Annotated in this window: 8 protein-coding genes; 4 read left to right on the forward strand and 4 right to left on the reverse strand. The window is 73.6% G+C overall.

Going from position 1 to position 12,202, the window contains the following annotated elements; translation table 11 throughout:
• Window positions 1-59: 59 nt before the first annotated feature.
• The gene (locus tag ACIBG7_RS08580; protein WP_397335668.1) at window positions 60-929 is read left to right on the forward strand and encodes a SecDF P1 head subdomain-containing protein; all 870 of its coding nucleotides are present in this window, start codon (window positions 60-62) and stop codon (window positions 927-929) included.
• Entirely contained in the window at window positions 926-1,828 is a 903-nt protein-coding gene (locus ACIBG7_RS08585; RefSeq protein ID WP_397335669.1) for an SMI1/KNR4 family protein, read from the forward strand. The genes ACIBG7_RS08580 and ACIBG7_RS08585 overlap by 4 nt, the downstream gene beginning before the upstream one ends.
• On the opposite strand, the gene ACIBG7_RS08590 is transcribed toward ACIBG7_RS08585, so the two are convergent.
• From ACIBG7_RS08590 to ACIBG7_RS08600, 3 genes are all read right to left on the reverse strand, one after another.
• Complete coding sequence (locus ACIBG7_RS08590; RefSeq protein WP_357932010.1) at window positions 1,784-3,148, reverse strand: NCS2 family permease; 1,365 nt, start codon at window positions 3,146-3,148, stop codon at window positions 1,784-1,786. The genes ACIBG7_RS08585 and ACIBG7_RS08590 overlap by 45 nt on opposite strands.
• A gap of 621 nt (window positions 3,149-3,769) precedes the next feature.
• Window positions 3,770-4,003: an EF-hand domain-containing protein gene (locus ACIBG7_RS08595; protein WP_357932007.1), complete on the reverse strand. Its 234-nt coding sequence runs from the start codon at window positions 4,001-4,003 to the stop codon at window positions 3,770-3,772.
• Window positions 4,004-4,066: 63 nt separating this feature from the next.
• Window positions 4,067-6,220 (reverse strand): molybdopterin cofactor-binding domain-containing protein, encoded by a 2,154-nt coding sequence (locus ACIBG7_RS08600; RefSeq protein WP_357932004.1) that lies wholly within the window; start codon window positions 6,218-6,220, stop codon window positions 4,067-4,069.
• Between the two features lie 95 nt (window positions 6,221-6,315).
• Here ACIBG7_RS08600 and ACIBG7_RS08605 point away from each other — a divergent pair, with 95 nt between their 5' ends.
• Entirely contained in the window at window positions 6,316-7,707 is a 1,392-nt protein-coding gene (locus tag ACIBG7_RS08605; RefSeq protein WP_397335670.1) for a PucR family transcriptional regulator, read from the forward strand.
• Here the strand turns inward: ACIBG7_RS08605 and ACIBG7_RS08610 are convergent.
• A complete protein-coding gene (locus tag ACIBG7_RS08610) occupies window positions 7,683-10,487 on the reverse strand; it encodes a BTAD domain-containing putative transcriptional regulator (protein WP_397335671.1) in 2,805 nt (934 codons plus the stop codon). The two genes, ACIBG7_RS08605 and ACIBG7_RS08610, sit on opposite strands and share 25 nt — an antisense overlap.
• Window positions 10,488-10,900: 413 nt before the next feature.
• Between ACIBG7_RS08610 and ACIBG7_RS08615 the strand changes: the two genes are divergently transcribed.
• Window positions 10,901-12,184: a helix-turn-helix domain-containing protein gene (locus ACIBG7_RS08615; protein ID WP_357931995.1), complete on the forward strand. Its 1,284-nt coding sequence runs from the start codon at window positions 10,901-10,903 to the stop codon at window positions 12,182-12,184.
• Window positions 12,185-12,202: the final 18 nt, after the last annotated feature.

Genomic DNA, 12,202 nt, shown 5'->3' on the forward strand with positions numbered 1-12,202 from the left:
ACAAAGCGGGAGGAATCTGCGATTACCCGGCCGCCGCTCCTCCTCGATAGGCTCGCCCCGTGTCGTCGACGGACAAGCAGCCGCCCGCCGAGACCCCGCCCCCGCCCGCACCGGAGGCGGAGGCGGCCAGGGCGAGCAGGCTGACCACCATCGTGCTGCTCACCTCCCTGGTGCTCGTCGTCCTGACGGCCGGCGTGCTCGGCACGGTCGCGGTGCTGATGACCAAGAACCCCGACAGCCCCCTCCTCGGCGGACGGCCGCCGAAGCAACTCGCGCTCAGCATCCACTTCGCCCCGGTCAAGGAGGCCAAGCCGGCCTGCCCGGGGGAGAAGGGCTTCCTCGACGCCAAGATGACCTGCTACATCCTGGAGGAGGGCGTCACCGTCACCGCCGTCCAGGAGATCGAGGCGCTCAAGCTCAAGAGCGGCTACGCCGTCCGCATCGCCTTCGCGCCCGCCTTCCTGCCGCGCATGGCCGACCTGGTCAACGAGCTCTACACCGACCAGCGTCAGCTCGCCGTCGTCCACAACCTCACCGTCGTCGCCGCCCCCGCCGTCACCCAGGAGATGACCGGGGACAGCCTGATGATCTCCGGCTTCACCCAGGAGGCCGCCGAGGAACTCGCCGCCCGCCTCCGCGGCCCCGAGACCGCCCCCACCACCGCCCCTGAACCCGCTTCGCCCCCCGGCACCTTCACCCCGCCCCCCGGCACCCCGGCGACGCCACCGCCCACCACCCCGACCCCCCAGACCGCCCCGGCCACCGCCTCCCCGCGCGCCGGCGACGGCGGCGTCGACCCCAAGTTCGCCACCTGCGCCGAAGCCTTCGAGAACGGGTACGGCGGGCCGTACCACAAGGGCCGCCCCGAGTACGACTACTACGTCGACAAGGACAGGAACGGCGTCGCCTGCAACTCCGGCGACCTGTGACCCCTCCGGTCCCGGCCGACGACGACCTCGTGGCGTCCGCCCGGCTGCGGCCGGACCTGCTGCCACCCGCCTCGGCCGAGGCGGTGGCCGACGCCGAGGAGGCCATCGGCGCCCCGCTGCCGCCCCTGCTCCGGCGGCTCTACCTGGAGGTGGCCAACGGCGGCTTCGGCCCTCGTGACGGGGTGCTCGGGGTGGCGGGCAGCGACTACGCGCACCACCCCGAGTTCGCCGACCTCCTCGACGCCCGCCGGGCCTTCGGCGCCGCCCCCGGACTGGTGTGGTGGTTCGACTGGGGGTGCGGCATCTGGACCGTCCTGGACTGCCGCGACCCGGCCGGGCCTTTGTGGATCTGGGACGCCGGCGGTGAGCGGCCCTGGCTGACAACGCAGCACATGACGCTCGCGCAGTGGCTCGGCGCGGCCTTCGACGGCCGCCTGGAGCGGGCCTTCGAGACCTCCGGCCTGACCGCGATCGCCAACCGCTTCCAGCCCGGCGCAACGTCGAGCCTGGTGACCGGCGGCGGGCCTGTGTCCTCGGACGATCTCGCCGAGGCGGAGCGGGTCATCGGCGCTCCGCTGCCGCCGCTGCTGCGTCGCCGCTACCTCGAACGAGGCGCCGGTGTCGAGCTGGCCGGGCTGGCGGAGGTCGTCGAGCGGCACCGGCTGTTCAGCTCGGGGCCGGACGCCTACGTCCCGGCCCATCTGCTGTGGCTGCGCGACTGGGGTGACTCGACCTGGTCCCTGGTGGACCGCCGCGATCCCGCCGGGCCGATCTGGCTCTGGGACCCCCTGGGCGCGGGCCTCGTCGAGCAGGACCTGACGCTGGCCCGCTGGCTGGACGAACTGCCCGGCGGGTCAGCCGAACTGGCCGACGGCGAAGTAGAGCACGAAGATCGCTGAGACGATCCACAGCAGCCAGGGGATCTCGTGGAAGCGGCCGCGGGCGGCCTTGATGACGGTGTAGGCGATGACGCCGGCGCCGACGCCGTTGGTGATGCTGTAGGTGAACGGCATCAGGGCGATGGTCAGGAAGGCCGGGATGGCCAGGTCGAGGTCGTCCCACGGGACGCTCCGGCTCTGCGTCATCATCAGCGCCCCGACCAGCACCAGCGCCGGGGCCGCCGCGGCGGCCGGGACGACGGCGGCCAGCGGGGTGAACAGCAGGGTCAGCCCCAGCAGCGCGCCGGTCGCGACGCTGGCCAGGCCGGTACGGGCGCCCTCGCCGACGCCGGCGGCCGACTCGACGAAGACGGTGTTGGCCGAGGCGCTCATCGTGCCGCCGACCACGCCGGCGATGCCGTCCACGGTCAGGATGCGGCCCAGCCGCGGCACCCGCCCCCGTTCGTCCACCAGCCCGGCCTCGTCGCTGACGCCGATGATGGTGCCCATCGCGTCGAAGAACCCGGACAACACCAGCGTGAACAGCACGACGGAGGCGGTGAGCACCCCGGCCCGGGCGAAACCGCCGAACACGTCGAACTGTCCGACCAGCCCGAAGTCGGGCAACGCGACCAGGGACTCGGGCATTCGCGGCACCACCACGCCCCAGCTCTTCGGGTCGATGACGCCGACCGAGTTGACCACCACCGCGACCACCGTGGTGAGCACGATGCTGATCAGGATCGCGCCGGGGGTGCGGCGGACGTACAGCACGATCATCAGCAGCAGGCCGAAGCAGAACACCGCCACCGGCCAGCCGGTCAGGTGCCCGGTGGCGCCGAGCTGGACCGGCGTGCCCGCGCCCTTGGCGACGAACCCGGCGTCGACCAGGCCGATCAGCGCGATGAACAGGCCGATGCCGACGCCGATCGCGTGCTTCAGGGCCAGCGGGATGGAGTTCATGATCAGGGTGCGCAGGCCGGAGACGGCCAGCAGGATGATGACCAGGCCCTCCAGGACCACCAGGCCCATCGCCTGGGCCCACGTCATGTACGGCGCCGCCTGGTAGGCCACCACCGCGTTCAGCCCCAGCCCGGCTGCCAGCCCGAAGGGCGCGTTGCCCACGAACGCCATCAGCAGCGTGCACAGCGCGGCGGCCAGGGCGGTTGAGGTGGTGAGCTGGGCGATCGAGAGCTTGGCGCCGGTGACGTCGGTGGCTCCGCCGAGGATGATCGGGTTCAGGAGGATGATGTAGGCCATCGCCATGAACGTGGTGATCCCGCCGCGCACTTCACGCCCGGGCGTGGTCCCGCGCGCGGACAGCTCGAAGAACCGGTCCATGACAGCCCCCTTCACGATCACGGGGGATGCCGGTGTCCTTACCCGCGGGGGGTGGAGCAAAATCCCTCCGGTTCCGGGCTCCCCACCACACGCCCGCCTGCCACATGGCCGCCCGCCACACGCCCGCCCGCCACACGCCCGCCCGCTACACGCCGCCCGCCACGTGCCCGACCCCCGCCTGCCCTCCGCCCCCGCGAATCGATGCGGCGGGATGAGGGTGCGGCGGGAGATGATCCTGTACGGCGAAGCAGCCGGTGCGGCGACCCTCGGAGAAGACGCGGCGGAACCGAGGGCGCAGGCCCACACCCTTGGGGGCTGGGCCGGCAGCCAGCACGAGGAGGCGGACCGGCGGTAGGGGGCCGACCCGCTTCAGGGGCGCGGCGAGGCGGGGGTGCTGGGCTGTTACCGATGGGCAAAGCCGGGGTGTTGGGCGGTGCCGAGGGGTGGGGCTGGGGTGTTGGGCGGTGCCGGGGGGTGGGGCTGGGACGGTGGGGGAGGCCAAGGGCGGGGGCCGGCCCGGGCCAGGGTGGTTCGGGCCGGGCCGGACCATGATGGGGGGGCCGGTTGGGCGGGGGCCGTGGGGCCCCCGCTTACGCCCCCGTGACCGGCCGGCCGTAAGGGTCAGTGCTTCTCGTGTTTGCCGCCGCCCACCAAGGCCACGAACTCGTCCAGCCCGATGAGCCCGTCCCCGTCGGCGTCGGCCGCGGCGATGGCCGCCTCGATCTCGCCGTCGGACAGCCCGTCGGCGCCGAGGGCCTCGTTCACCTGGCGGATCTCGGCGGCCGAGATCCGCCCGTTGCCGTCCACGTCGAACCGCTCGAACTCGGCGCGGGCCGCGTCACGCACGTCAGACATCGCAATACCTCCCGTTAGTTGGCGGCCAATCTACCGACTCCAAGCCGGGCCGCGCGTCGGAGGTCAGCCGAAGACGATGTCCTCGGGCCGGACGGGCACGCGGGCGAGGGGTTTGCCGGTGGCGGCGCGGACGGCGGCGACGATGGCCGGGGTGGAGGAGAGGGTGGGCGGCTCACCGGCGCCGCGAAGCCCGTAGGGGGCATGCGGATCCGGAAATTCCAGGATCTGTACGGTCATGGGCGGCATGTCGAGCACGGTGGGGATCAGGTAGTCGGTGAACGACGGGTTCCGCACGATCCCGTCCTTGACCTGGATCTCCTCCATCAACGCCAGCCCCAGCCCCTGCGCCGACCCCCCGTGGATCTGCCCTTCGAGCGCCAAGGGGTTGAGCGCCTTGCCGACGTCCTGAACGGCGTCGAGCGCGACCACCTTCACCAGCCCGAGTTCCACGTCGACGTCCACGACCGCCCGGTGCACGCAGAGCGCGAGCTGGGTGTGCGAGTCGCCCTGCCCGGTGACCGGGTCGAGCGCGACGGTGGGCCGGTGCCGGTACTCGCGGGTCTCCTCGACCGGCCCGAACCGCTCCAGCGCCTCCCGTACCGGCAGCCCCTTGAAGCGTTCGCGGACGGCCAGGCACGCCTCGCGCACCGCGCCGCCGGTGACGTAGGACTGCCGCGAGGCCGAGGAGGAGCCGGCGGAGCCGACCGTGGTGTCGGCCGTGGCCACAGTGACCCTTTCCACGCCGAGCTCGGTCCGGGCGATCTGCGCCTGGACGGTGACCAGGCCCTGGCCGACCTCGGCGGCGGCGGTGTGCACGGTGGCGTGCGGCTCCCCGTCGACCAGCTCGACCCGCACCCGCGCGGTGGAGTAGTCGTCGAAGCCTTCGGAGAAGCAGATGTTCTTGATGCCCACGCCGTACCCGATGCCCCGCCGTACCGACTCGCCGTGGGTGGTCTGGGAGACGCCGCCGGGCAGGGAGCGCAGGTCGGAGGGTTCCAGCGGCGCGGGCTCGGGCAGTTCGGCCAGCCGTACCAGCATCTCGGCCAGCGGCGCGGGGGAGTCGACGAGCTGGCCGGTCGCCAGCCGCGAGCCCTGGGAGACGGCGTTGATCCGGCGCACCTCCAGCGGCGACAGGCCGCAGGCCTCGGCGAGCTTGTCCATCTGCGACTCATAGGCGAAGCACGCCTGCACCGCGCCGAAGCCGCGCATCGCGCCGCAGGGCGGGTTGTTGGTGTAGACGCCGGTCGCGACCAGGTCCACGTTCGGCACCTCGTAGGGGCCGACGCCGAGCGAGGCGGCGTTGCCGACGACGGCGGGGGAGGAGGAGCAGTAGGCGCCGCCGTCCAGGAGGATCTCGCCGCGCACGTAGACGAGCCGGCCGTCGCGCGTGGCGCCGTGCTCGTAACGCATCCAGGCGGGGTGGCGGTGGACGTGGCCGAAAAAGGACTCCTCGCGGCTGTAGGACATCTTGACCGGCCGGTTCAGCCGCAGCGCCAGCAGGCAGGCGTGGACCTGCATCGACAGGTCCTCGCGGGCGCCGAACGCGCCGCCCACCCCGGCCAGCGTCAGCCGTACCTTCTCCGGCGGCAGGCCCAGGCAGGGCGCGAGCTGGTCGCGGTCGACGTGCAGCCACTGGGTGGCGATGTAGAGGTCGACGCCGCCGTCCTCGGCCGGTACGGCCAGCCCCGACTCGGGCCCGAGCGGGGCCTGGTCCTGCATGCCGACCTCGTACTCGCCGCGCACCACGACCTCGGCCTCGAAGACGGATCCGACCGTCACCGGCTGGCGGCGCAGCACCTCGGTGGCCAGGCGCGGATCGGTGACCGGTTCGCGCACCTCGTAGTCCACCACGATCGCCGCCGCCGCCCGCCGCGCGGTCTCCGGGTGCTCGGCGGCCACCAGCGCGACCGCCTCGCCCTGGTAGCGCACCTGGTCGATGGCGAGCACCGGCTGGTCCTTGTGCTCCAGGCCGTAGAACTTCTCACCGGGCACGTCCTCGTGCGTCAGCACCGCCAGCACGCCCGGCACCGCCAGCGCCGGCCCGATGTCGATTGAGCGGATCCACGCCGACGGGTGCGGGCTGCGCAGCGTCACCCCCCAGACCATGCCCTCCAGCCACAGATCGGAGGCGTAGGCGAACTCGCCGGTCACCTTGAGCGTGGCGTCGGGCCGCAGCGTGCTCGCGCCGACGCCCTGGGAGATCGCGGTGTGACTCATCCTCCGAGTACAGCACCGGCGTGCGGAGCGGTCCTATGCCCCGCGCGTGAAATCACGGCAGATCGCGGTAAGGCTTGGCTTGTATATTCCTCCAAGTGCGGATCAGAGACCTGGAGCGCCTCGGCGTCCGGCTGCTCACCGGCGACGCCGAGCGGGAGTTCAGCGCGGTCTACGTCACCGACCTGCCCGATCCGGGCCGCTACCTGTCCGGCGGCGAGCTGGTGCTCAGCGGCCTGATGTGGTGGCACGGCGAGGAGGACTCGGCCGCCTTCGTCGCCGCGCTCGTCCGCTCGCGGGTGGCCGCGCTCGGCGCCGGCCAGGCGTGGCTCGGCCGCATCCCCGAGGACCTGGTGCGGGCCTGCGAGGCCGCCGGGCTGCCGCTGATCGAGATCCCGGCCGAGGTCTCCTTCCGCGAGATCGTCGACGTCACCGTCGGGCGGCTCGCCGGTGACGTGCGCGAGGCGCTCGGCCGGCACCGCCGCATCGTCGCCGCCGTCGCCGAGGGGGCCGACCTGCCCGAGCTGTTCGCGCTCACCGCGGCCGAGCTCGGCGTCACCGGCGCGGTCGTCTCCGCGACCGGCGAGCTCATCGTGGGCACGGCCGAGGATCCGGTACGGCTGGCGCGCGCCTACCTCACCGCGCCCCGCCTGCCGTACCTGGTGGAGGGCAGGACCGTCTTCGGCGTGGGGCGGATGCCCCGCGCCGCGGGGTGGGCGCTGGTCGTGGACGGCGACCTGACCGAGCGCGCCGACGTCGGCTACGAACTGGCCGCCTGCGTCGCCCTGGAACGCCGCCGCCTGGACGAGGGCCGGCGCGTCGAGCGGCGCCTGCTGGCCGAGCTGCTGGCCGCCCGCACCGACCTGGGCCCGCGCCTGCAGACCTGCGGCATCGGCCCCGGCGACCCCTACGCCGTGGTCAGCGCCGGCACGGAGCCCGAGATCCTGGAGCAGCTCGTCGGCCGCACCGCCGTGGCCGCGCCCTTCGCCGGCGCGGCCGTCTGCCTCGTCGCCCACCCCGGCGACCTGTCCGTACGGCTCCGCCGCGGCGTCGAGGTGCTCGGCGACCCCGCCCTCGCCCTGGGCCTCAGCGGCACCCTCACCGGAGCCGACGCCCTGCGCGGCGGCCTGGAGGAGGCCGGCCACGCCCGGCACCTGGCCGAGTCGCGCTCCGGCGGCGTGGTCACCAGCGCCGAGATCTACACCCACGCCCTGCTCATCGCCACCGCCCCGGCCGACGTGCGCGCCTCCTTCACCCGCCGGCTGCTGGGCCCGCTGCTCGACTACGACCGCCGCCACCAGTCGGAGCTCCTGCGCACGCTGGAGGTCTTCCTCGACTGCGCCGGATCGTGGCACCTGTGCGGCGAGCGCATGCACGTCCACGTCAACACGGTGCGCTACCGGATCAGGCGGGTGGAGGAGCTGACCGGGCGAGACCTGTCGGCGATGGCCGACCGGGTGGACTTCTACCTGGCGTTGCGCGCCAGGTGAGACCACGCGCTCGCGTCGCGCGCCTGCTGGAGCAGCAGGCTCTCCTCGTGCAGGGGCTTGTCCCAGCTACCGGCCCTGCTGCCGGCCAGCCGCTCGGCCTCCGCCCAGTGCCGGTGCGCGGTCTTCAGGTCGCCGAGCAGCCGGTGGGTCCGTGACAGGCCGAGCGCGCACTCGATCTCGGTGATCCGCGCACCGGAGACGATCACCACCTTGGCCTCGCTGTAGTGCCGCAGGGCGGCGGCCAGCTCGCCCTGCTCCAGGCAGACCGCCGCCAGCTTGCACAGCACCACTCCGAGATGCCAGCGGTCGCCCGACTCCAGCGCCATCCGCCACGCCCGCTCCAACCGGCTGCGGGCGGCGGCCGGCCGGCCCAGGCCGAGCAGCGAGGAGGCCGCCATCATCAGCGCGTAGCGCTGCCCGACCTCGGAGCCGATCTCGGTGGCGATCCGGAGCTGGCACTCGGCGTGGTGCAGGGACTCCTCGTACCGCTCGGCGGTGTGCAGGGTGGCCGCCATGTTGGCGTGCGCGCGCTGCTCGCAGAAGCGGTCGCCGATCCGCCGGGCCAGGCCCAGATGGGTGGTGTGGTGGGCCAGCGCCTCGGTGACGCGGCCCATCATGTTCTGGGCGGCGGCGACGTGGTTGTGGGCCTCCAGCGCCATGCGGTCGTCGCCGAGCCGCTCGCTGACCGCCAGCACCCGCTCGTTCAGCCTGAGCTGGTCGTGGGCCTGGCAGCTCACGTGCTGGAACCAGTAGAGGGCGAAGGTGACCGCCACCCCGAGCCTGGCGACGTCGTCGTCCGGCTCGGCCAGCGCCTGGCTCGCGGCGGCGACGAGGTTGGCCTGCTCGGTGCCCAGCCAGTCGCGGGCCTGCTCGGCGTCGGCCAGGAACATCGGCCGGGCACGGACCGGCGGCCCGACCGGCTGCACCCGGTGCGGGTCGGTGAGGCGGGCGGCCACCCGCGCGGTCGCCGCGTAGTGGCCCAGGGCGCGCAGCAGGACCGCGCGGTGCTTGGCCGGCGTCAGCCCCGCCGAGAAGAGCCGCACGAGATCGTGCATGTGGTAGCGGCCGGGCCCGCCGCGGTCGAGGAGGTGGCCGGCCGCCAGCCGCTCCAGGGCGGCCTCGGCCTGGGCCGTGCCGGAACCGAGCAGCGCGGCGGCGGCCTCCACGGTGACGTCGGGGACGTGCAGGTGGCCTAACAGCGCCAGCGCCCGCGCGGCCTGCCGGTCGAGCCGGCTGCCGCTGTCGCGCAGGACCCGCCAGCTCGTGGTGAAGCTGGCCCGGACCGCGAGGTCGCCCGTCTCCAGCTCCTGGAGCCGGCGCTGCTCGTCGTCCAGACGGGCGGCGAAGGCGGCCAGGCTCCAGCCGGGCTGGTCGGCGAGCCGGGCGCTGGCGATGCGCAGCGCGAGCGGCAGCCAGTCGCACAGCCGGGCGATGCGCTCGGCCTCCTCGCGCTCGGCGGCGCACCGCTCGGGCCCGATCAGCCGGGAGAGCATGGTGAAGGCCTCGGTGTCGCCCATCCGCTCCAGCGTCGTCTGCGCGCAGTCGTCCAGATGCGAGAGCGACTCCCGGCTCGTCACCAGGACGGCGCAGCCGGCCGGCAGCGACAGCAGCGGCCGGAGCTGGGCCGCACCGGCGGCGTTGTCGAGGACCACGAGCAGCCGCCGCTGGTCCAGCGTGCTGCGCCACAGGGCGGAGGCCTCGTCCAGGCTCGGCGGGACCTGCGCCCCTGGCACGCCCAGCGCGCGCAGGAAGCGCCCGAGGACGTCGAGCGGCGCCAGCGGGCTCACCCCCGGCGTCGCACCGTGCAGGTTGACGTAGAGCTGCCCGTCAGGGAAGCGGTCTCGCACCCGGTGGGCCACGTGCAGCGCGAGGGCGGACTTGCCCGCGCCGGGCGCGCCGGAGATCGCCACCACCGGCGTCGGCCCGGAGCCGTCGGCCGGGGCGAGCCGGGCCCGGACCAGCGTGCTGACCGCCTCCCGGCCCACGAAGCCGGTCAGGTCGCGCGGGAGCTGGCGCGGGACGGAGGGGGCGAGCCGGCCCAGCGAGACCAGCTCGCGGCAGCGGACCAGCCGGTCGCCGGGCGCGGTGTCCAGCTCCTCACGCAGCACCCGGGTGCCCTCCTCGAAGACCTCCACGGCCTCGGGCCCGCGCCCGGCGCGATCCAGGGCGATCATGAGCAGTTCGCGGGCCGGCTCGTGCAGCGGGTGCGACCTGGTCAGCGCCGTGAGCCCGGCCACCGCCTCGCGGGGACGGCCGAGCGTCAGCAGGAGCCGGCCGCGCTCCTCCTCCGCGCGCAGCCGCAGGTCGTCCAGCCGCAGCCGCTCGCTCTCGGCGAAGGGGCCCGGCACGCCGATCAGGGCCGGCCCGCGCCACAGCTCCAGCGCCTGTTCCACCAGGTCGAGGGCGTGCGCGGACGGGGAGGTGCGGGCCTCGTCGAGGCGGCGGGCGAGCAGGAGGCAGTCGACCCCGTCGGGCCCGAGATCGAGCAGGTAGCCGTTCGCGACGCCGTGCAGCAGGCCCGAGGGGGCGCGCCGGCCCCGGCGCGGGTCGAGCGCGCGGCGCAGTCCGGCGACGTAGGTGTAGATGCTCTGCCGGGCGCTTCGCGGCGGGCGTTCGCCCCACAGGCCGTCCACGAGCTGGTCGAGCGAGAAGGGCTGCCCGGCTCCGCAGGCCAGCATCGCCAGCACGGCCTGTTGCCGCGGGGGGCCCAGCGGGATCTCCTCGGATCCGCGCGATGCGGCGACGGGACCCAGCAGGCGCACGAACACGCTGTCAGTCAACACGGTCTTCCCGGCCGACGAGGATGGGGTCAGTAAAGCAGCCTAACCAAATCGGGGATCACGTAAAGGCCCGTGTAGATGGAATGTAGAAGCGACGGTTAGCGTGAGGGCCGCTCCGGCGATGCCAGGGCCGGAGGAGGCGGGCGGCCGGTCGCAACGGCCGATCACCGCCAGGTGAGTGCCTGGCGCATTCCGCGTGCGGTGCGGAATGCGCCAGGGTCCTCAGCAGCAGAGGTCCCCTTGGAAGGAAACTCGGGGGGACGTAGCGGCGGTAGCGGTCGTACTATTGGCCCCGATAGCTACAAAGGCCGCGATAGTGGCAACGAGTACGGACAGGGCAAGGCGCGTGCGCATGGGGGATCTCCCTCGCCAGGTGAGTGTGCTCGGACATATCTTCTCAGGGAGTGGTGGCTATGACCACAACGGACTTGGTCGGGCTGCGTATCAAGACGGTCCGCCGCCAGCGGGGGCTCTCGCAGGCGCAACTCGCGCACCCGGAGTTGTCGGACAGCTACATCTCCCTGATCGAAAGCGGTAAGCGGACTCCCACGCCCGCAGTCCTGGAACTTCTCGCCCAGAAACTGGACTGCTCGCTGTCCTACCTGCTCAACGGCGTGACCGCCGAGCAGATGGAGGATCTGGAGCTCGCTCTCGGGTACGCGCAGCTCGCGCTCGAGAACGGAGAGGCACGGGAGGCCCGCACCAGGTTCCTTGAACTGATGGCGGACAACAACCTGACAGGGCTCGCCACACTACGTCAAGCGGTGGAATTCGGACTTGCGCGCGCACACGAGGCCTGCGGCGACCTTGAGCAGGCGGTGGCGGTGCTGCGCCGGCTGCGCGAGGACGACCTGCCCGCCGAGCGGCGCATCGAGGTCGCCATCGCGCTGTCGCGGGTCTACCGCGTCGGCGGCCGGCTGTCCGAGGCGGTCGAGGTCGCCGAGGGCATGCTCACCTCCGCCAGCCGCCCGGCCTGGACCGACGGCCTGGTCGAGCTGGGCGCCACCCTGCTGGCCGCCTACCTGGAGCGCGGCGACCTGCTGCGCTCGCGCCAGTTCGCCGCCGAGCTGCTCGACGCCGCCGACGCGCTGGGCACCCCGCGCGCCATCGTCGCCGCCAACTGGAACGCCGCCTACGCCGCCCTCTGGACCCAGCACGGCGAGGACGCCCTGACCTTCGCCGAGCGGGCGATCGCGGTGCAGGAGGAGAACGGCGCCGCGCGCAACACCGCGCGCATGCAGGTCACGCTGGCCCACCTCTACCTCGGCGTCCGTCCCGGCGAGATCGGCCGGGCCCGCGAGCTGCTGGCCCGCGCGGCGCAGACGATGGCCGAGACCTCGGCGAGCTCCTTCGAGCAGACCAACGCCCGCCTGGAGCAGGCCCGCGCCGAGATCATCGGCGGCGACCTCGACCGGGCGCTGCAGTTCGTCACCGACGTCGAGCGCCACCTGCCCGAGATGGCCTCGCGCTCGGTGGTGGAGATGCACCTGCTGCGCAGCCGCATCCTCACCCTGCGCAGCGAGGGCGAGCAGGCCGGCGCCGAGCTGCGCGCCGCCCGCGAGCGCATCGACGAGCTCAGCGGCGGCACCTACGGGCTTGCCTCGTGGTACGCGGTGGCCGAGTCCTACGAGCTGCTCGGCGACTCCGACAACTCCGTGGACGCCTACCAGCGGGCCCTGGCCGCCGCGGGGCTGTAGCGGCGTCCGGACCGGGCG

The organism is Nonomuraea sp. NPDC050328 (assembly GCF_044459405.1).
Lineage (GTDB): Bacteria > Actinomycetota > Actinomycetes > Streptosporangiales > Streptosporangiaceae > Nonomuraea.

Coding starts and splice junctions, on each gene's coding strand:
- ACIBG7_RS08590 (WP_357932010.1), bottom strand. CDS start 3,148: ATGGACCGGTTCTTCGAGCTGTCCGCGCGCGGGACCACGCCCGGGCGT.
- ACIBG7_RS08595 (WP_357932007.1), bottom strand. CDS start 4,003: ATGTCTGACGTGCGTGACGCGGCCCGCGCCGAGTTCGAGCGGTTCGAC.
- ACIBG7_RS08600 (WP_357932004.1), bottom strand. CDS start 6,220: ATGAGTCACACCGCGATCTCCCAGGGCGTCGGCGCGAGCACGCTGCGG.
- ACIBG7_RS08615 (WP_357931995.1), top strand. CDS start 10,901: ATGACCACAACGGACTTGGTCGGGCTGCGTATCAAGACGGTCCGCCGC.